This window comes from Thalassotalea nanhaiensis, from assembly GCF_031583575.1.
Taxonomy (GTDB): Bacteria; Pseudomonadota; Gammaproteobacteria; order Enterobacterales; family Alteromonadaceae; genus Thalassotalea_A; species Thalassotalea_A nanhaiensis.
Genome location: NZ_CP134146.1, coordinates 2,969,193 through 2,991,344 on the forward strand (window position 1 = coordinate 2,969,193; position 22,152 = coordinate 2,991,344).

14 protein-coding genes are annotated in these 22,152 nt (G+C 39.5%); 4 read left to right on the top strand and 10 right to left on the bottom strand.

Annotated features, from left to right (window positions below; all coding sequences use genetic code 11):
* Positions 1-300: 300 nt before the first annotated feature.
* Genes RI845_RS12820 through RI845_RS12830 form a run of 3 tightly spaced genes read left to right on the top strand, consistent with a single transcriptional unit; the run spans position 301 to position 6,173 of the window.
* On the top strand, positions 301-1,521 hold the full coding sequence (locus RI845_RS12820; RefSeq protein WP_348386559.1) for an efflux RND transporter periplasmic adaptor subunit: 1,221 nt from the start codon (positions 301-303) through the stop codon (positions 1,519-1,521).
* 12 nt (positions 1,522-1,533) lie between these two features.
* Positions 1,534-4,656 carry an efflux RND transporter permease subunit gene (locus RI845_RS12825; RefSeq protein WP_348386560.1) on the top strand — a complete coding sequence of 1,041 codons (3,123 nt, stop codon included), beginning with the start codon at positions 1,534-1,536 and terminating at the stop codon, positions 4,654-4,656.
* A 2-nt stretch (positions 4,657-4,658) separates the two neighbouring features.
* Positions 4,659-6,173 (top strand): efflux transporter outer membrane subunit, encoded by a 1,515-nt coding sequence (locus RI845_RS12830; RefSeq protein WP_348386561.1) that lies wholly within the window; start codon positions 4,659-4,661, stop codon positions 6,171-6,173.
* A gap of 62 nt (positions 6,174-6,235) precedes the next feature.
* On the opposite strand, the gene RI845_RS12835 is transcribed toward RI845_RS12830, so the two are convergent.
* Genes RI845_RS12835 through RI845_RS12845 form a run of 3 tightly spaced genes read right to left on the bottom strand, consistent with a single transcriptional unit; the run spans position 6,236 to position 11,786 of the window.
* Positions 6,236-7,456: a phosphoenolpyruvate carboxylase gene (locus RI845_RS12835; protein WP_348386562.1), complete on the bottom strand. Its 1,221-nt coding sequence runs from the start codon at positions 7,454-7,456 to the stop codon at positions 6,236-6,238.
* Positions 7,453-8,088 (bottom strand): hypothetical protein, encoded by a 636-nt coding sequence (locus RI845_RS12840; RefSeq protein WP_348386563.1) that lies wholly within the window; start codon positions 8,086-8,088, stop codon positions 7,453-7,455. Before RI845_RS12840 ends, RI845_RS12835 begins: the two co-directional genes overlap by 4 nt.
* A complete protein-coding gene (locus tag RI845_RS12845) occupies positions 8,085-11,786 on the bottom strand; it encodes an ATP-binding protein (RefSeq protein ID WP_348386564.1) in 3,702 nt (1,233 codons plus the stop codon). The genes RI845_RS12840 and RI845_RS12845 overlap by 4 nt, the downstream gene beginning before the upstream one ends.
* A 621-nt stretch (positions 11,787-12,407) precedes the next feature.
* Here RI845_RS12845 and RI845_RS12850 point away from each other — a divergent pair.
* Complete coding sequence (locus RI845_RS12850) at positions 12,408-13,055, top strand: HAD-IA family hydrolase (protein ID WP_348386565.1); 648 nt, start codon at positions 12,408-12,410, stop codon at positions 13,053-13,055.
* A gap of 117 nt (positions 13,056-13,172) precedes the next feature.
* On the opposite strand, the gene RI845_RS12855 is transcribed toward RI845_RS12850, so the two are convergent.
* From RI845_RS12855 to dnaX, 7 genes are all read right to left on the bottom strand, one after another.
* A complete protein-coding gene (locus RI845_RS12855; RefSeq protein WP_348386566.1) occupies positions 13,173-14,573 on the bottom strand; it encodes a peptide MFS transporter in 1,401 nt (466 codons plus the stop codon).
* A 123-nt stretch (positions 14,574-14,696) separates the two neighbouring features.
* Positions 14,697-15,317, bottom strand: a complete 621-nt coding sequence (locus RI845_RS12860) for a 3'-5' exonuclease (protein ID WP_348386567.1) — start codon at positions 15,315-15,317, stop codon at positions 14,697-14,699.
* 181 nt (positions 15,318-15,498) lie between these two features.
* Positions 15,499-16,143: an adenylate kinase gene (gene adk / locus RI845_RS12865; protein ID WP_348386568.1), complete on the bottom strand. Its 645-nt coding sequence runs from the start codon at positions 16,141-16,143 to the stop codon at positions 15,499-15,501.
* Between the two features lie 288 nt (positions 16,144-16,431).
* Positions 16,432-18,372 carry a molecular chaperone HtpG gene (htpG, locus tag RI845_RS12870; protein ID WP_348386569.1) on the bottom strand — a complete coding sequence of 647 codons (1,941 nt, stop codon included), beginning with the start codon at positions 18,370-18,372 and terminating at the stop codon, positions 16,432-16,434.
* A 201-nt stretch (positions 18,373-18,573) separates the two neighbouring features.
* Positions 18,574-19,173, bottom strand: a complete 600-nt coding sequence (recR, locus tag RI845_RS12875) for a recombination mediator RecR (RefSeq protein WP_348386570.1) — start codon at positions 19,171-19,173, stop codon at positions 18,574-18,576.
* An 84-nt stretch (positions 19,174-19,257) separates the two neighbouring features.
* Complete coding sequence (locus RI845_RS12880) at positions 19,258-19,587, bottom strand: YbaB/EbfC family nucleoid-associated protein (protein WP_348389543.1); 330 nt, start codon at positions 19,585-19,587, stop codon at positions 19,258-19,260.
* 147 nt (positions 19,588-19,734) lie between these two features.
* Entirely contained in the window at positions 19,735-22,098 is a 2,364-nt protein-coding gene (gene dnaX / locus RI845_RS12885; protein WP_348386571.1) for a DNA polymerase III subunit gamma/tau, read from the bottom strand.
* Positions 22,099-22,152: the final 54 nt, after the last annotated feature.

Sequence of the window (22,152 nt, forward strand, 5' to 3'; positions counted from 1 at the left end):
TAGTCTTTTATTCCAGATTGATGTTTAAATATCAGTAACTACCATAAAAGGAATTGGTCAACTTATCTACAACTTTATTATTTACAAAGTAATAAAGATATTCTCTCAATTTGTACGAAAAAACTCTGACAAAAGGACTATGTATACTATTGATTTAACGATAATTAATAACTTATATCTAGCTATACAAGGGGCTGTACATAGACTTACAAAACTATTTCAAATAAGCCTTACAATTTTGCACCTAATCGACCTATAATTTAAATAAAATTAAAAACAAAATAAGCTGGAGTAACTTTCATGAACACGGCAAAACTTTTTCCCTTCATACTTTCTTTATTTATTTTAAGCGCTTGTAATGAACCACAAGTAATCGCTCCTGAAAAAGTTGAAGTGATCGTTACGCAGCTAAGCCAAAAAAATATTCCTTTGTATGGCCATTATATTGCTAATACCCAAGCTTCCCTTGATGTTGAAGTACGAGCCCGAGTAGAGGGTTACCTTGAACAACAACATTTTTTAGAAGGTAGTTTCGTGATTAAAGATCAACTGCTCTATTCTATTGATGATGGTCCGTACCAAGCCGCACTTGCCAGTGCTCAAGCCAGTCATATTCAAGCGAAAAATGCGTTAGCAAAAGCTAATAGAGATGTAAAAAGAATTAAACCACTTTATGAGCAAGATGCTTCCAGTCAACTCGATTTAGATAATGCTTTTGCTGATTTAGACAGTGCACAAGCCAGTTTAAAATCAGCGGAAGCCTCATTGCAACAGTCTGAGTTGGAGTTAAGCTATACCCAAATTCGCGCTCCTATATCTGGCGTTGTCAGTGCTTCAAATGCCGACATTGGTGCATTAGTTGGCGGCTCAGGAATTTCATTGCTAACCAATGTACAAAAAGTAGATCCATTGTTCATCGAGTTTCAAATGACTACCTTAGATTACTTGCAAGCCAGACGTCGATTAAAAAGTTACTATGAAAAATATAAAGCAGATATTGAGGGAACCTCAGTTGAAGGCTTAGTTACCATTACATTACCCGATGGCAGTGAATATCCACACTTAGGGCAAATGAAATTCACCGCGCCAAAGGCAAATCAAGAAACAGCAACATTTACCGCCAGAGCCGAAATTATCAACCCAGACAGAGAATTACTACCAGGTCAGTATACTAAGGCACGTATTCAACTTGATGAACTCGACAATAGCTTATTGTTGCCAGAGCAGGCGGTAAAGTTTGAACAAAGTGGCTCCTTTGTTTATGTGGTATTACCTAACAATACCGTTGAGAGACGTTTTGTTGTATTAGGCCGCAATGTTGGCGGTAACTTTTTAGTACAAAGCGGTTTAAGTAATGGTGAAAAAGTAGTGCTAGAAGGGACTCACAAAGTACAACATGGTAGCCATGTAATTGCCATTATGGCAAGAGACATAAAAGAGGCAGCTAAAAAAGCCCAGGAATCTGAAAATAAATCCCAGAAAAAAGCAGCTGAAAAGCCCGCTAAAGCCAAAGAAAAATAAGGGAGAATTTTAGTGATTTCACAATATTGTATTAAACGCCCTGTTTTTGCTTCGGTATTATCAATAATCATTTTGCTGGTTGGTATTGTATCAATTTTTAAAATGCCAATTGATCAATACCCAAACATATCTCCGCCACAAGTAACAATCTCTGGTAGTTACAGTGGCGCTACTGCCGCAATAACCGCTGAGTCAGTTTCGATCCCGTTAGAACAAAAAATTAACGGTGTACCAAATATGCTGTATATGACATCCAGTAGCAATAACGGAGGTAGTTCTAAAATAAAAATCACTTTTGATGTAGGTACCAACCCTGACTTTGCCGCTATTGATGTGCAAAACAAAGTTAAACAAGCGGAAGGTGATTTGCCTGGTGATGTTATTACTGATGGAGTCACTGTTGAGAAAACCTCAACCGTACCACTAATGACCTTAATTTTACGCTCGAGTGAAGCACGATTTGACGATTTATATTTAAGTAACTTTGTAACCCTGCAAATTCAACAGGCATTAAAACGTATCCCTGGCGTTGCCAAAGTTAGAAATGTTGGTGCTCGTACTTATTCAATGCGAGTTTGGTTACGACCGGATGATCTCGCCTCTTATGGTTTAACCCCAAGTGATGTGGTTGATGCTATCAAAGAGCAAAACGCCAATGCCGCAGCAGGCTCATTAGGTAGCCAACCAGCCGATGGAGATATTAATTTATCTCTTACTATAAACGCTTCAGGGAAATTAAAAGATGCTGAATCTTTTGGTAATATCATAATCCAAGCTACTGACAATGGTGCATTAATTAGACTTAGAGATGTAGCAAGAGTAGAGCTTGGCGCCAGTGCTTATAAACTGATATCACAACACAATGGGCAAAGTGCAGCCATTGCTGCTTTGCTGTTATTACCGGGCGCCAATGCACTGGAAGTTGCTGAACAAGTCAGAACCACAATGGCAGAATTATCTGGTCGATTCCCTAGCGGGATCAGCTATGAAATCGCTTACGATACTTCTGTATTTATTGAAGCTGCAATCAGTGAAGTGGTTATAACCTTAATCGAGGCGTTATTATTAGTTTCTGCCGTGGTGTTTTTATTTTTACAAAATTGGCGTACAACTATAATCCCTATGTTAGCGGCGCCAGTATCAATTATTGGTACATTTACCTTTTTGGCCGCTTTTGGCTTTTCAATTAATACCATCAGCTTATTAGCAATGGTGTTAGCAATTGGGTTAGTGGTTGATGATGCGATTGTAGTGGTCGAAAATGTCGAACGGATCATGCAAGAAAAAGCCATAAACGCCGCACAAGCAACAGCAATAGCGATGAAAGAATTAACTGGCGCCTTGATCGCAACTTCACTAGTCCTAGCTGCTGTATTTTTACCTGTTGCGTTCTTAGGAGGAATATCTGGAGAGCTTTATAAAGAGTTCGCGATTACACTAACGGTTGCCGTTCTTATATCAACTGTAGTTGCCCTCACCCTAAGCCCTGCTTTATGTGCACTGTTGATGAAGCCTGAGAAAAAAACCTTGCGGATGTTCAGTTGGTTTAATAAAAAAGTTGATGAACTTACCAGAAAATATAGTAGTTACGTTGCTGTAGCAATAAAACGAACAGCGCGTTCTATTATTTTATTTGCAGCAATATTTACTGTCGGCATAGTAATTTTCAAACAGATGCCTTCCGGATTTATGCCACTTGAAGATACCGGTATGTTCTATGCCGATATACAATTACAACCCGGCACGTCGGTAGCGCGCACGGCACAAACAACGTTTAAAGTTGAAAAAGAATTAACGGCTCACCCAGCAATTGAACAAATCATTACATTAACAGGTGAAAACCTTAGTAATGGCTCTGGCGAAGAAAACGCTTATTTTCAAATAATGCTGAAACCTTGGGATGATAGATCAGACTACACCATGGAAAAAGTCATGAGCGAAGTTGGTGAAATGATTTCCGGCTATCCAGAGCTCACTTACAAGGTATTTCAACCTCCCGCTATTGCTGGTATGGGTGAGCGCAGTGGCTTTTCATTTGAACTGCAAGACCGTAGTGGCGCCAATTCTGAAGGTTTAGTTGAGATAGCTAAGACATTCATTCAAAAAGCACAGTCTTTACCTGAAATAGGCAATATAAGTAGCACCCTAAGTGGTGATATACCTATGCTAAAACTCATCGTTGATCGTGAAATGGTAAAAACTTATGGGGTGAATTTAGCTGACTTAAATACTTTGTTAAAGCAATTGACCGGTTCAACCTCAGCGAGCGACTTTAATATGTTTGGTCGCACTTACAAAGTAAAAGTACAAGCTGAAGCCGAATTTAGACGGCGCCCAGAAGATCTTTCCCGCTTTTATATTAAGTCAGGAACGGGGGCATTAATACCTTTATCCATGCTAGCTAAAATTGAATACGCTGCCGGTGCTGGTAATATCAGTCGTCACAACTTATTCACCAGTGCAAGTATTGGCGGCACTCCCGCCCAAGGTTATAGTTCAGGCCAAGCAATGGCCGCAATAGAGCAATTAGCCAAAGAACAATTGCCTGATGGTTTTGCATATGAATGGACAGGTATGTCATATCAGGAAAAAAATGCCAGTGGTCAAGCCGGCTCTGCGATGTTACTTGCTGTGGTATTTATCTATTTATTCCTTGCCGCATTATATGAAAGCTGGGTGATCCCTATTCCTGTATTATTAATAGTGCCTATTGCTTTAGCAGGTGCAGCAATTATTGCCTGGCTGCTTGGCATTGAAAATAATCTTTTCTTTCAAATATCGGCCGTAGCGCTGGTAGGTTTTTCCGCTAAAAACTCTATTCTAATTGTTGAGTTTGCCAAAAGCCTACATCAAGAGCATGGTCGAACCATTAAACAAGCGGCAATTGAAGCAGCAGAGCAACGCTTTCGCCCTATAATAATGACGTCTGTGTCATTCATATTAGGTATATTACCGTTAGTTCTGTCAATGGGTCCTGGAGCACAAGCAAGACAATCAATATCAACCGGTACACTTGGTGGCATGATTGCAGCAACGACTGTTGGGATTGTTCTAGTACCATTATTTTTTGTAATTTTTGTTAGTTTCGCTGAAAAAATGAAACAAAAATTCAGCTCTGCAGATAAGGAGGCTTAAGTATGAGTAACCTATCGTTAAAGCCAAACTACTTAGTGCTGGCAATCACTTTGTTATCTGGGTGCGCTATTGGCCCTGACTATGAAAAAGCTCCTGAAGTAGCTTCGGAAGAATTGCCTACGTGGCAATTCAACGATGAAGCAAATCAAACAGGTGCTTCAGTAGCCACATTAGACTGGCGTTCGTTTTATCAAGACCCGGTACTCCAGGAGTACATTCAACAAGCTCTGGATAATAACATTGACTTAAAAATTGCCAGCGAGCGGGTGTATCGCTCGCAAATTGGTTTAGTAGAAAGTGATAGCCGATTTTTGCCGAATGTTGATATGACTTTTGACGCTGATCGAGAGAAAACCAGCAGAGCGTTAACAACAGATCCGAAAATAGACAATGAATTTAAATGGACGGCTAATGTATCCTGGGAGCTTGATTTATGGGGTAAATTGCGCCGCAGCAATGAAGCTGACATTGCAAATTTACAGGCAACCCAAGCAGAATTTTACGGTTCAAGAATATCGCTAATTGCGCAAGTTGCCGAGTTGTATTATAAAATTCAAGATGCTCAAAATCAGATACAATTAACTAATAACAATATTGTCGCTCGCGAAAAGTCTAAACGAATTACTGAATTAAGACACGCGCAAGGCATTATCTCAGGGTTAGATGTTAGCCAGAGTAACGTAGAGTTAATGCAGGAAAAATTAAAACTTCCAGCACTACATAACTCGCTCAATTCAAACATGTATCAACTGTCTATACTACTGGATCAATCACCTAAAAAACTAAAAATTCCAGCTCGAAATCCTAACAACTTAGACCGTGAGTCGCTCCCTGTTGGCTTGCCATCAGAGTTATTAAAACGTCGCCCTGATGTTATCTCACAAGAGCGTAAGCTTCATGCGGCAACCGCCGCAATTGGCGTAGCAAAGGCTGATTATTTCCCTAATATCAGTTTGGTGGGTAACTTTGGAGCCAAAAGTTTAGAAGTAGATGACCTACTCGATAATGCCGAGTACTGGGAAATAGGTGCCGATATTTCTATGCCTTTATTTAATTGGGGGGCAACAACGGCGAATATTGACAAAGTAAAATCTGAATATCGCGAAACCGTTCTTAATTATCGTAAAGTTATTTTTGTAGCCTTTAGAGAATCAGCTGAAGCTATAGAAAATGTTGATAAAAATCGTACAGAATATTATTTAAAACGCGAACTGTTAGCGGCAACAGACGAATACTTACGCCTTGCCAATTTACGTTATAGCAATGGTGTTATCAGCTATATCGACGTACTTGATGCCCAGCGTAACCAAGCCAAATCACAACAAGACTTTTCTGCTGCGGCCGAAAGTTTACAAACATCATTTGTAGGCTTGTATAAAACGTTGGGTGGGGGTTGGGATTCTGCAGGTTACAACACAGCGTTAAATAACGAAGAAGAAATCGACGAAACAGTTGAACAACAAAGTAATATTATCAATAGCCAAATGCCGGTAGCACCGCAAACTCAGGATAATTAAAGGTTTAGTTTTTGATTAAAACCTAACCACTGCTAGTAACAGTGGTTAGTTGCTTATTTTTTCTAACGAAGCCCCAGCTCAACATCTTCAATTATATAATTACCATTAAACTGCGGGTGAACATGCCCTTCAGTACCTATTTCAAAAAAGTCCTGTTCTTCACTACTTAAGCCTTGGTAGCCATTTATAACGCCGTATACCCACACTTCTTTATCGAGTGTGAGTTTATTTTGTTGATGGTACTCTAGTGCCGACATCCCCTGTCCCGAGTCGATCACTTGGCAGAAGTAGCTTTCTACATTTTGTTTTATTAAATCGCTTTCAATATCGATTTGTTCTATATCGTTTATTTCAAAACCTTGCGCTTGGCGTTTATCTTTAACACCAACGTTAGCATGGCGAATTTCTTTTATGTGACTGACAACCTCAGCAAATAAGCGTTCATGCTCAATGTTATTGACATCAATGCTTGCCGGTTTAATTATTGCTTTTGCATGGTTAAATAAACTTGGCACATTATGCTTTGCAGAATAGTCCTTTACTTGATAATCAGGCTTTTGTTGTGCATGTAACACAAAGCCTTTTAACAGCTGATAACGGTGCAGGTATTGTCTAAACTTACCAAGTAAATCAATTAATTTACTTTGAGCAATGCTTAGCTCTTGACTAATTTCACTGTGGCTACGTTGTAATTGCACCACTAACAAGCGTCGTAGTTCTCTTGACGTACCCGCAATGGTCGCTAGTTCATCAAACTGGAACATCTCCAATTGTTTACGCATTTCAGTGAGTTGGCTTTGAGCCAGCTCATTTTCTCTAATTTTTGCATTAATCGATGCTACATAACCAAACTCGTTATGAATACGTCGCCACAAGTTTCGAACGTTTGATTTTAAGCTATCGACCAAACCATATACATGCTCGGTTAAATCTTCGATATAGACTTCGGCTTCAGCATAGTTTTGATGGTGCAGCGCTTCTTTATAATGTGACGTTACAGTTTTAATTAACGCCAGCTTTGTGCCTATATTGGCATCTAACTGTCGATTGCGTTCATCCCTAAGGTTATTTTCTAACAAGCCTCTAATTGAGCTTCTTAAACGTAAATCTTCGCCGGGCTCTGGCCGCCAGAGTACACCATGCTCAGTTAACTTTTCCAATACCTTTGCATCAAAATCAAGCTCATTGACCCGGCCTGACAAATACGCCTTCATGATCACATCTGAATGCTTAGCCAGGATTTTTAAAAATTTTATGCCCGCAGCTTGCAAGGGGTGACTCACAATAAGTCCCCTTGTTTAATTGCTTCTTCTGCTTGCTCGGCTAAATTAAGGTTTTCACTTTCATCAATAAAGCGGATCACTTCAAACAAGTAATCGACTTTTCCGGTAGCAACAAAAATTTGATTGTCAGGGTTAGGTTTTAATAAATAGCCTAACTCAAGCAAGCGCTTAAATATCAACTTTAACTGCGCATCTACAGCGGAGCTTGATGAATTAAATAAGCTATAACGTGATATTTTAGTTAGCTGTTCACTAAAAGCAGGCGTGTCTTCAATAACAGACTGTAATTCATTCAGTCGTACCACTTTGCCTTCAGACAATGGCGAGTTGTCACCCTTAGCTTCTTGCACTAGGACCAACCACTCGATTAGTGGCAATAATGACGCCGTAATTTCTCGAAATTGGCTATTTACCACTTTACGTTCATCATCACCTATACCTTGGTAGGCACAAAACAGTACTGTGCCATCATTTGCATTAGCGATGGTACGGTTCATTAAATTAAGTTGCTGTTCAACGCTGGCAAAATTTTCAGTATTTTGTAAGAAACTAAATGCAAGTTCATCGCTGGTTTTACAAATAAACCCGCCACTGAGTAATGTTTCCATTACTTGTCCTTTTAAACTGATCATAGTGCTTCCTCCACTTGCTCAAGCTCATCCGCTTGTTGGCGCTGTTTCAAACGTTCAGTAATTGGGTTTACTTTCGGTTGCACCATTCTTAGTTTTTGCTGCGCAGCACTTTTATCAATTAAATAACGATTTTCAAAGAAGTGTAAAACATCGGATTCAGGGTTAGGAAATGCACCAAGCACAGTAATTTGATTAGCCTTACAGGCATCAAATATTTTCTTCACATTTTTGTTTGCTAACGTACCAATTTCATCGATTGGCCAATGGATAACAGCCTTTGAGTGACCTCGTAATAAACGAGTGAATGCCAATAAAAATTTACATAAAATAAGGTAAGCCATACCATGGCTCGATGACTCATTCAGTTGTCTATCAGTGCGGATAACCAGTTCTGAATTGCCTTCTTTTAAGTGCAGTTCAATGTCCAGTAACTGACTAATACCGCCTGTTATTGTTGCTTTGCCTAACACTTCTAATACTTCGCGGATGGTTTGCGTGTACTCTTCATCAGGTAGAGCCGACTCTTCATCATTAAGCCAAGCCTGATGCAACTTATTAAAGCGTGCGAGTTTTGGCCAAAAATCAAACTCTGAAATTTTAGAGCGAATTTTTACTGACGACTCAGAAACACCATCAAGGAATAACTCTTGATCAACTTCTTTTGAAATGCGACGTGATTGTGATGATATTCGCGTATCAATATCCGCTAATATATTGTAATACTGAGTTAAATCATTACCAAAATTTAAGCCATTATTACGTACGCCTTCTAAATGTTGTGGCACTAAAACCGTTAATAACGTTTCCAGTTCATTAACCATTTTACGAGAATCCAGTACTTGTAAACCTTGTGCATTATCAATTAAACAATCGCGACGGGCATGTTCCCAGGTTTCCGTTAAACTAATACCTGCTTTTTGGCCTATGGCATTATCGAAATAATTAACATAACTGGTTATGTCTTGAGTAGCTCGGCGTTGTTGCTCGAATAACTCTCGCCCTTCTACCAACCTGGCTGAAGGTGTCGCTTGCTCGGTAATAGGCTCAGTTGTTGGCAGTTGCAATAAAGCAAACTGTGGCTTTAAGCTATTAATGCCAGACGCTAACTCTTTTTGTTCGCTTAAGGCTTTTTCAAGCTGTTGTAATTGCTCTTGTAATTGCTGTCTTTGTTGTTGATGGGTTGAGCTTTTTTCAGTTAATAAGCGCATAGCTTGGGCGTTGCTGTTTTTCGCTGTTGACAAGCTGGCTAAATAACTGGCTTTTTGTTTAGTAAATACTAATTCATACCAACGGACGTACTCGTTAACACTATCACGGTGTTTATTGGTAATAGTGATGTCGTATTGGAGTTTAGCAATATCGTTCTTCAGGGAAGCGATTTGCTCAACATCAACTTCACGACTGGCGAGTTCATCTTTATACCACTTTTTACATGCTTTAAGGCCGGCCTTATGCTGCTCGTTTGCATCATCTATCTGACTTTTAATTTGACTAAGCTTTTGCTCTATATCACCAACAAGTTGCTGCCAATGCAGCTCATGTTCCATTTTTTCATCATGACACTGTTCTTTATGTTCATCATAAGCCTGTTGTTGATTAACAACGAGCTTATCTAATGATTTTTGCAGTTGTTGTAAGCTTTTTTGCTGTTTTGTTTTACGCTCAGTTAACGCTTGTTTCTGTTCAGACTTTAATTGCGTGCGCTCATCCTGAACACGTTTACGTGCTTGTTCTTTAAACTGGCATTGTGAATGAATAGTGGTATGTTGCTGTTCTTTTTCACGTACTTGTTTATTCAAACCATCCAGTTCGACTTCGCAGTCAGTTTGTACGTTTTTAGCGGCTTTTAAATCTTGCTCTGCTACGTCAAATTGCTGTTTTAGCTCTGTTTCGGTTTGAGTTGTTTCATTATCATTTATGGCGTCTATATCAAGTAATACGCCATAGATACTAGTCAACTTATTGTCGATATCAGCAAGTGATGGAGCTAAATCAGTGCGCATTAACAGCTCTGGGTTTATCACTTTACCAAGATCAGCTTCCCAGCCATTATGCTCTTTTCGTAAGAACTCTAATAAGGTGTTTTCGCCGGGGTAAAGTAGTACTTCGATAGCGGTTAATCGCTTAATACAAGTAGCAACATTACTCCTGCTTTTATTGAGTTTTTCATTACTGGCAATTTGCTGGTATTTAAGCTGCTGAATATCATCTTGTAATTTAGATAAATCACCGCGTACTTGATCTTCTTCTTGTTGTGCTTGCTCAACAGACGCATCTATTATTGCCATTGCATCTTGCTCAGCAACTGTTGGCCCACTTGCCTCTATTTGCACTCTTACTGTTTGTAAATTAAGTGTGCCATCATTAATTTGTCGCTCAAAATCACCTTTAATACTGCTGAACCTTTCATCTTGGCTAGCATGTAATAATTGTAATGCGTTTTGCTCGCTCAGTTGTTTTTCACGTAAATCATCACGTGCCAAATCTTTTTGCTCGTTTAATTGCGCTAATTCTTTTGATTGCTTCTTTTCTATTTCTGCTAAGCGTTTGTGATATGCCGCCTCAATATCTTGATGCTCTTCGGTCAGTAGTGCATGTTGTTCAGTTTTTGACTGTAACTGCGATTGCCAAGAAGGTATTTTTTCAAGGTTACCTTGATGCGTTTCAATGCTTTTGTCTTGCCAAGCGTTAAATTCATCTTCTATTTGATCAAGGTGTTGTTCGGCGCTGTTAACTTCAGCTTTGCTAAGTGAGATATCTCTGTTTAGCTCATCTCTTTGTTGTTCAAATGCACTATTCAATTCGTTCAGTTGAGATTTATATGCTTGATGATTATGTTCAGCTGTTACTATTGAATCACTCAATAGAGACAGATCGACAGATAATTGCTGTTTTAATTGGCTTAGTCGAGTTTCAGTTTGCTCTAGCTGTGCGTTCACTTTTTGCAATTTATGGTATTGCGGCATCAGTTCGTCAAATTGCTTTATTAATGAGCATTCTTTGATCCAATCGTCAACTTGCGCTTTTGAAATCTTATTACTTGGTGTCTCTACCCCATCTTCTTCTAAAATAGCAGCGATCATAGCTTTGATCGTTTCCATTTTTCCTTCTTTGGAATGCACGGCTTTGATCAATTTTTCAATATGACGTAATCGAGCGTCGCTTTCACACAGGCTAAAAGAACGAGAAGCGGTTAATAAGTCTCGTTTGTTGCTGCTTAGCGCCATTACCGGTCTGTCGTTTTGGATGACTGCTCTAAATTCTTTGGTATTTAACGCTTTCGTGTGAATGATATTTTCACGGCGCATATTACGAATGATTTCACTAATGGCTATAGAGCATCGACCAGCAATGTCTTCGCCAATAAAATCTTCAACGACAAATTCCTTAGCAACAAAACGATATAACACTCCGGTATTTGACGAGGTTAAAATCGCCATGCACATAGCGCCATCTAACCGCTGGTATTCATAAATAATAAAGCTTGATTCTCTGGGTAAATACCACGTTTGAAAGTTATCGCGAGTTGCGGGCACAACTTTATTTGGCGACTCACCATAAAAAACAGGGATCAGGCGTTGCAGGGTGGTTTTACCTGATGCATTGGTTCCACAAATATTGGTGTGTCCATCTACGTTAAGTTCTACTAAACCAGGTAAATGAGTGTCGATTAAAATGATCCGTTTTAAGCCAGACATAGAATGTATTTGAGCCTTTATTATTGTATTAAATCTATCTTATGACTCACACGTGACGGTGTAAATAGCAATACACTAAGAATTGTTCATTTGCCGATAAAACAACTTAAAATTGCTTATTTTTTATCTTCAGTTGCGTATACGTTGCTTCGCAACTCCGAATACGGCACTGAGTGCCTTCGAGTGCGCTACGCTTCGATAACCCCTTCGCAATTAGGAATGAAATGTATTCGTCATTCGTTACTGAATTTACATTTGTTAACAGACCGCAAAAAAACGGTTCGTTATATTAAAGCTCACAACAAAACCTAACGGTTTACTCCCAATCTGTTGTTTAAAGCATTCGCTCACGCGAGTGCTTTTTTTTGGCCAGCTGTATCTGGCGTTTTCAATCCGCTTTGCTTCGAATACGCTTTGCTTCGAATACGCTCTGCTCCGAATACGCTTTGCTCCGAATACGCTTTGCTTCGAATACGACTTCGAGATTCGAAAAGAAATGTATTCGAAGTAGCGAAGCTGCGTATTCGAGTAGCGAAGCTGCGAACTTACAATAGAGTGATAGACAATACCGGGCTCAATTTGCTAATTTAGCGCTTTCAAATTTACGCACAGGTTTTCAGCATGAACCAATACCAACTTTACATTTTTGATTGGGATGGCACGTTAATGAATTCAATTAATAAAATTGTACATTCATTACAAGCCGCAGCCCTTGCGGCGAATTTGCCTATACCTGATGAAAGTGCATCAAAAGGTATTATTGGTGCAAGTTTAACCGAAGCATCTAAAATTCTTTACCCTGGCATTGAACAAGTAAAAATTGATGAATTAATCAAACATTACAAACAACAATATCTTGAAATAAATGCCACACCTTCACCTTTGTACGATGAAGCAGAGCAGTTACTTTTAACGTTACATGCAAAAGAAAAGTTACTGGCTGTTGCCACCGGAAAGGGGCGACAGGGATTAGAACGAGTATTAGCGGTATCGAATACTAAACACTTATTTCATTTAACTAAAAGCTCCGATGATGCTAAGTCTAAACCGCACCCAGATATGCTTGAGCAAATTTTATTAGAGCTTGATGTTAAACCTGAACACGCCTTGATGATAGGCGACAGTCGTTACGATTTAAAAATGGCAGAGCATGCCGGTGTTGATAGTATCGGTATCACCCATGGCGCAGGTTGCATTGACAGCTTAACTGATTGCAACCCGAAAGCCATCGTGCATTCAATAAAAGAATTGGCAGAACTGATCCTTTAATTTATGTATGTTCGATATCGATTAAGCAGGAATGACGGCTGCGGGACATATAAAAAGAGGCCGAAACACTGATTGCGTTTCGGCCTCTAGTTTTTAAGCTTTTAGAAATAGAGTTAACTAAACAGGATCTTGATCAAGCTCACTGTGCTCAACATGAGCAGTGTCTTCAGCACCGTGCATCCAATCAACCAACTTATCGGCCATAAAGAACACAGCAATACCAGCAACAAAACCACTCACCGTAAGCCCCGCAAAAATACCAAAGGCATTATTTATTTGCTCTTGTCCTTCACCAATAAAGCCACCGACAACACCGGCAACTTTGTTAGCAATTGCAGAGCAGGCAAACCAAACGCCCATCAATAATGACAAGTACTTAATTGGTGCAAGTTTTGACACAAGTGATAAGCCAATTGGTGATATACACAATTCACCAAACACCAAGAATAAGTAGGTCATAATTAGGTAAAGTACACTCACTTTAGCTTCTAAATCGCCACCTTGTTGTAATGTTGCTGCAACCATAAATAAGAAACCAACACCAACAAACAATAAGCTGTACGCGAACTTTTTCGGTGATGGAGGCTGTTTATCACCAAGTTTGGTCCAAATACTTGCAAATATAGGAGCAAATGCAATAACGAAAAAAGCACTTACGGCTTGTAACCATGACGCAGGCATTTCCCAACCAAAGATATTACGGTCAGTAAAGTCTTTCGCATAAATATTTAGTAAACCACCGGCTTGCTCATAACCTACCCAAAACACAATAGAAACGATACTCATGATCACGATAACTTTAACTCGATCGCGCTCTTCTGCAGTTAATGGTTTATCTTTAGCTGCGCCCTCACCTGTTGACGAAATACCATGAGCAGATGGTTTTAAACCAATGTCTCCAAGGTACCTTCTTGCTAACGTTAGTTGCATAGCAACACTAATTAACATCCCTACACCGGCAAAAATAAAGCCAAGCTGCCAATCAATTTTTTCCCCTACATAACCTATCGCTAATGGTGCAATGAAAGCACCAATGTTAATGCCCATGTAGAAAATAGTAAACGCACTATCACGACGCACATCACCCTGCTCGTACAAGTCACCAACCAAGGTAGAAATGTTAGGTTTAAATAAACCGTTACCACAGCATAATAGTACCAAACCAAGATAGAATGCGTTTTCAGCATTATCCCCAAGCATTGCTTGTGGCGTGCCTAAGGTGAAATGCCCCGCAGCCATTAACAAACCACCGATGATAATACTCTTGCGTTGGCCTAAAACATTATCAGCAATCCAACCACCTAGAACGGGAGTCAGGTATACCGCCATTGTAAACCAGCCGTATAAGCTTAGCGCTTCTGCATTTGACCAGCCAAAGCCACCACTTTCAACAGTAGCAACAAGGTATAAAACTAGGATGGCACGCATTCCGTAGTAGCTAAATCGCTCCCACATTTCAGTACCAAATAACAGGAAAAGTCCCTTAGGGTGACCTAAGATTGTTGAAGATTGATTCATATCACTCTCTTTTTTAAGTAATTATTTTTAGAGTTATGCCGCAAAGGCAATCACCCATAATAGGGAAAAATTAGCGTTAAGTATAGTTAACTTATTGAGTAAGATATGAAGATTAGATGTTAATTACGAAAAACTTGCGAAGAATTTATTCACATTAGCCTTTGATGTTTTTGCTAACCGTTTAATTAGGGAAAACTCAACATTATTGATTTGATAGTTATCGCGAATATCATCAAGCATGGTGAGCCACAGCTTAGCGGTCATCTCAGCATCAAATAGCGCCCTATGAAAAGTCCCGTCTTCTGCTAAATCTTTATAATTCACTAATGTACCAAGCTTATGATTTGGGGCATCTTGGTAAATACGTCTTGATGTTAATAACGTACAAGCAAACTCACCCGCATAATTATGGTTTATACGAGAAAACTCAGCGTCTAAAAACTTTTGATCAAAAGAAGCATTATGAGCTAGTAGGTTCTCATCGCCAATAAAGTCGGCAAAACGAGCCATAACTTCTTCACAAGGCGCAGCGTTTCTAAGCATCGCATTGGTGATGCCAGTATATTCTGCGATAAACGTACTCACTGGGCGTCCAGGGTTCATCAGCTCCTGGAATGAATCAACAACTACGCCATTAGTAATTTTAACCGCACCAATTTCAATTGCTCTGTCACCCTGAAGTGGCGAAAGGCCCGTGGTTTCAAAATCGAGTACAATAATAGAGTTGGCATTAGGGCTTGGCATAGGTTTCCTGAGTAGCTGAAAATCACACATCCATGGCAATTCTAAGTTAATTCATCCTTGAATTAGACAGAATTTCAGCCATCCTTGGCAATTCTAAGTTAATTCATCCTTGAATTAAACAAATAAGCCCAGGCAATGCCCAGGCTTATATCTTTGTGTCGCTGTGTTTGCAGTATTTAGCTTACACTAATTGCTCTGCAAGTTGTGCACTTACAACATCTACAGCTTGTGTACCATCAATAGTGATGTACTTACAGTTTCCTGAAGTTGCTTCACGTTGGTAGTAATCAACTAATGGTTTAGTTTGATCGTGGTAAATACCTAAACGTTTGCGTACTGTTGACTCTTCATCATCAGGACGAATAGATAAGTCTTCACCTGTTTCGTCATCTTTACCTTCCACTTTAGGTGGATTGTAAACTATATGATAAACACGACCTGAACCAGAGTGAACACGACGGCCGCCCATACGCTCAACAATAACTTCATCGGCAACATCAAATTCAATTACAGAGTCAACGCTTACACCATTTTCTTTCATTGCATCGGCTTGTGGAATTGTACGAGGGAAACCATCAAGTAGGAAACCTGCTTTACAATCATCTTGAGCGATACGCTCTTTTACTAAACCAATAATTAACTCATCAGATACTAGCTGACCAGCATCCATTACTTGCTTAGCTTGTTGGCCAAGTTCAGTACCCGCTTTAATCGCTGCACGTAGCATGTCACCCGTTGAGATTTGCGGAATGCCAAATTTAGCCATTAAAAACTGAGCTTGAGTACCTTTACCGGCACCCGGTGCACCTAATAAAATAATGCGCATATAGAAAGACCCTAAATGTCGTCAAAATACCAATGCATCATTTGCAATTGGTATCATAATAAAGTGTATGAAAACGCCATGATACTTGTTGAAAAGTTTACAAACAAGTGTTTCTCAGCAATTTCTTGTGTGAATTTTAAGATTACCTGAATTGTTGAAGATATCGACTAGACAATGGTCTAAAATGCATTGTATTTTTGAATACGCAGTGCTGCGAATAGCTAGCTTCGAATACGCTGCGCTTCGATAAGTACTTCGAGATTCGAAGTGCAACGTATTCGTGATTCGCTACTTAGTAAGACTAAGCATCAACTTGTTTAGGCGACCAACAAATGATGCTGGATCTTTTAAACTACCGCGTTCGGCTAACATAGCCTGTTCAAACAATACTTCTGCCCACTCACCAAATTTAGCTTCATCTTGCTCATTTGATACATGCTGCACTAAGTCATGCTCAGCATTGATTTCAAAAATTGGCTTACTCTCTGGTACTTCTTGACCAACAGATTGCATAAGTTTCATCATTTGAGAACTCATATCTTGCTCATCAGTAACGATACATGCCGGAGAATCAGTTAAACGGTGAGTAATACGTACGTCTTTAACTTTATCACCTAGCGACTCTTTTAGACGACTTACTACTGAGTCGAATTCTTTCTCAATTTTTTCTTGAGCCTCTTTCGTTTCAGCATCGTCCATATCACCTAGATCTAAATCACCTCGAGTAACTGACTGTAATTGTTTTTCAGCAAAATCTGTTAAGTGACTCATTAACCATTCATCAATGCGATCGCTCAATAGTAAAACTTCAATACTTTTTTTACGGAACACTTCTAGATGCGGGCTGTTTTTAGCCGCTTCAAAACTGTCTGCAACTACATAATAAATTTTATCCTGGCCTTCTTTCATACGCTCAATGTAGTCGTTTAATGACACATTTTGTACCGCAGTATCGCTTTCTGTAGAGGCAAAACGTAGCAATTTAGCAATCGCTTCTTTGTTAGCCATATCTTCAGCTGGACCTTCTTTAAGCACTTGGCCAAATTCATCCCAAAATATTTGATATTTGTCAGCGTCTTTCTTACCAAGTTTATCAAGCATAGTGATAACACGTTTAGTACAACCTTTACGCATTGCTTGTGTTACTTTGTTGTCTTGTAAAATTTCACGAGACACGTTTAGTGGTAAGTCGTTTGAATCAAGCAAGCCTTTAACAAAGCGTAAGTAGGTTGGCATGAACTGTTCGGCATCATCCATAATAAATACACGTTGTACGTATAGCTTTAAGCCATGTTGGCGCTCACGGTTATACATATCAAACGGTGCTTTAGTTGGTATATAAAGCAAAGACGTATATTCAGTAGTACCCTCTACTTTATTATGAGCCCATAATAAAGGGTCGCCGTAGTCATGCGATACGTGCTTATAAAACTCTTTGTATTCATCATCAGTTAGTTCAGATTTTTCACGAGTCCAAAGTGCTTCAGCTTTGTTAACGCTTTCCCACTCTGCAGGTATAGCCGGTACAGCTGGAATCTCTTCACCGTCTGGTCCTTCACTTGCAGGTACTTCTGCAACTTCCTCTGTCATCATTTCTACAGGAATAGATATGTGATCAGAGTATTTAGTCACAATCGACTTTAAACGGTAATCGTCTAAAAATTCTTTTTCTTCTTCTTTTAAGAAAAGAATAATATCAGTACCACGGGTAGATTTTTCAATGTTCTCAACCGAGAAGTCACCTTCGCCAGCAGAAGTCCATTCAACACCATCAGCCACTTCAGTACCTGCTGCACGAGTGCGCACAACGACTTTATCGGCAACGATAAATGCTGAGTAAAAACCAACACCAAACTGACCAATTAATTGTGAATCGGCCGCTTGATCGCCAGATAAACGAGAGAAGAAGTCAGCGGTACCTGATTTAGCAATAGTACCTAAATGCGCGATAACGTCATCGCGAGTCATACCAATACCGTTATCTGAAATGGTTATAGTGTTTGCGTCTTTGTCCGCTTTAACACGTACACGAAGGTTTGCATCACCATCGTATAAATCACCGTTTGATAACGCTTTAAAACGCAACTTGTCAGCTGCATCGGCAGAGTTAGATACTAATTCACGAAGGAAAATTTCTTTATTTGAATATAAAGAATGGATCATTAATTGTAATAACTGCTTAACTTCAGTTTGAAAACCGTGAACTTCTTTATGGCCTGTATCAGACATAAAAATACCTCTTCTTAATAAATTTCATTCATACCAACGCAATAATAAGACGTTGGAATTTGTGTCTGAAAAATATGTGGGGGTATAAAATTTGTTTTAAAGGTTAAAAGACAAGAAAATGTTAAAATTTATAAAAGAAGTTAAGATTTAATCGACTCTTGGCCAGAGCCGACTGTTACCTTATGTGTTGCGGGTATTGGTCTAAAAGCTTTTTCGTCCAGAAAACGCATGTGAAAGCGTATTACCATCGACAAATTCTAACTCACCACCAACAGGCACGCCATGAGCTATACGGGTACTACTGACATTGTATTTTTTCGCAATGTCGGCGATAAAATGTGCAGTAGCTTCACCTTCAACAGTAGGGTTTGTGGCTAAGATCATTTCATCAAATTCATCGCTGGCTAATAATACAGCCAATTTATCTAGACCTAATTCATCAGGTCCTATGCCATCAATGGGCGATAAGTGTCCCATCAATACAAAATAGCGGCCAGTGAATTCGCCAGTTTGCTCAATTGCTAAAATATCAGCAGGCGATTCGACCACACACAGCATGCGTTTTAATTGACGCTTAGGGCTTTGACAAATTTCACAATAATCAAGCTCAGTGAAAGTACGACAACCTTTACAATAACCAACATCTTCCATAGCAGTAGCTAACGTTGTAGCAAGCTTTTGGCCGCCAATACGGTTTCGCTCTAATAAATGAAACGCCATACGCTGCGCTGACTTTGGGCCAACACCGGGCAAACATTTTAAACTATCGATAAGCTCTTGTACTAACGGGCTAAGTTTCATATTGATTTATCTTTTTATTTATAGAATAAAAAACGGGGTCAGAGCCACATAAATTAATGTAGCACTGACCCCGGTTTCGTTTAATTAAAACGGCATTTTCATCCCTGGAGGCATCTGCATACCGCCAGTTAACGCACCCATTTTTTCTTTGTTGGTTTCTTCAACGCGACGAACTGCATCATTAAATGCTGCTGCAACTAAGTCTTCAATCATGTCTTTATCGTCTTCCATAAGACTTTCGTCAATTTCAACACGACGTACATTATGATTACCAGTCATAGTTACTTTAACCATACCAGCACCGGCTTCACCAGTAACTTCCATTTTAGCGATTTCTTCTTGCGCTTTCGCCATTTTTGCTTGCATTTGTTGGGCTTGCTTCATTAAGTTGCCCATACCGCCTTTCATCATAATAGTCTCCAAAATTGTTTGCTTACATCGGCAAACCTAGATAAGTGTGGATATTATACCAATAGCACCAGCTAAGGTTAAGCGTTTGCTATTGGCATTATTTAAATTAAATGTAACTGCTTAAGATATAAATGGTGCCTAAATCAGCTTTTACAATGCTTCAATTGAGTTTTGATCAACAAAGGCACTAAATTGTTGCTCTAACGCTTGGACAAAATCATCGGCAGCAATTACGTTTTTAGCATATTCTAAGCGTTTGTTATTGATGCAATTTTGAATATAGAACGGTGTTGCGCCAGCGTCATCTACTGCATTAATTTGTACACTAGTTTCTTGATTTTTTAAGGTTGAGTAGCAATCAATAATTTGATTGAGTGCCGCCTCTGAGTTTAGATGTTCAAATTTTTTGTCTAAATTAATAACCAATAAATTATTTGAACTTTCTTCTCCCATATTAGCATTTAAAGCCAATTGCCTAACTCTGCCGGTTAACCCCATTGCATCTATGGTATTTGCCCACGCATCAATTTGATTCGCATCTCTGATAACGGCCGGATCAATCACAGACTGATCAAAAGCGCTATTGGCAATACGGCTAATGTCCGATATTGCAGGTGCAACGTCATCAACTTGCTGGCTATTAGAAGCTAAGGGCTCTATATTTTGCTCAGCGGTTGGAATACTCTCTTCCCACGGCAAATCGATAGGCTCTACCGATTGTGGTTCAACGTTGGTCACAGCGTTTGAATCATCAGCTTGAGGTGCAACTAAATCAGGATTTTTAGGCCCAACATTGGTGCGGACCTTAAGCTTGGCTTCAGACTTTTTTGCGCCCTCGCCCTCCGCGGCTTTTTTACGGCTACGCAACATATTGCGCGTGGCCAACATTTTTTCTACATCAGTCCCTGTCTGGGTTTGCTCAATCGTTTCAGTAGGTTCTGGAGTTTCAATTGTTTGTGTTTGAGGTTGTAAAATGTCATCAACAGAGCCTGCTATATCAACACTTTCTGCTTGCACATTTTGCGACTCAATAGGAGACGTTTGCACATCAGTTAGTTGTTGTTGTGCTAGAGCTTCAAGTTGTTGTTGCTCAGCATTTAAACTTGCAATGGATTTATCTGCATTTCGATCAATCGTTAATGTCTCAGGTAATTCACTTTCGGCAGAAACTTGTTCTTGTGATTCACTTGACTCTTGTTGAGTCTCAACAGTTTCAGGTTGAGGTTCAACGATATTTTGCTGCTCAGTTTTAGCTGCTGTTATATTTTCTTTTACATTACTCGATTTAGCTTTGCTATCAACTTGCCCCTGGCTTGCTTCAGGTTTGTCTGAAATGGTACTTGTATTACTGCTATCGTCAGTTAAATCAACATCGTCAAAATCAGCAGTAACCGCTGAAGCGACAGGAGCGGTTTGAGTATCAGCTATAGTGGCGGGCTTAAAGGCCAGCATACGCAGCACAACCATATCAAAACCAGCTTGCTCATCACTGCTATAAGATAAGTCCTTACGACCATTTAGCACAATTTGGTAATACAGTTGTACGTCTTCTGGCGACAGCGCTGCCGAAAACTTGGTTAACAACGTTGCCCGTTGATTATCGACATCAACTGAGTTTGGCACCAATTGCCAAAGAGCTACTTGATGTAACAATTGCAATAATTCAGCCAATAAGCGGTGATAACTTGGAGCAAAGCTGGCAATATTTTTACTCAGTTCTAATAAGGCTTTCGCGTCTTGTTTAATTAACGCGATTAATATTTTATAAATCCAATTTTGATCAACACCGCCAAGCATTTGTTGAACATTGCTTACTTCAATATGCCCCTGCCCCTGAGCAATTGCTTGATCGGTTAAACTTAAAGAGTCGCGCATACTACCGCGTGCAGCTTTAGCTAACATGCCTAAAGCACCATCTTCAAAGGTAACTTCTTCAGCAGTTAATATTTCATTTAATTTAGTTTCAATTTGTTGTGGTGTTAACGCTTTTAAATGAAACTGCAAACAGCGCGACAACACCGTAACAGGCAACTTTTGCGGATCAGTTGTTGCAAGAATAAACTTGACGTGCGGTGGTGGCTCTTCAAGTGTTTTAAGCAAAGCATTGAAACTGTGCTTTGATAACATGTGAACTTCATCAATAAGGTAAACTTTAAAGCGACCACGTGTTGGTGCATATTGAACGTTATCTAAAATTTCTCGGGTATCATCGACCTTAGTACGTGATGCAGCATCAATTTCTAGTAAATCAACGAAACGGCCAGCATCAACATCAACACAAACGTCACATTTACCACAAGGGTTCGCACTAATGCCTTCTTCACAATTTAAACTTTTGGCAAAAATTCGAGCGATGGTGGTTTTACCTACACCGCGGGTGCCAGTAAATAAATAGGCATGATGCAAACGTTCTTGCATGAGTGCATTAACCAAGACAGTAACCACGTGCTCTTGTCCCATTAACTGAGAAAAGTCTTTTGGCCGCCATTTACGAGCAAGTACTTGATAACTCATATTATTGTTTAATCCTGCTGCTATGTTGTTTTAATTATTATTATTAACGCGTTC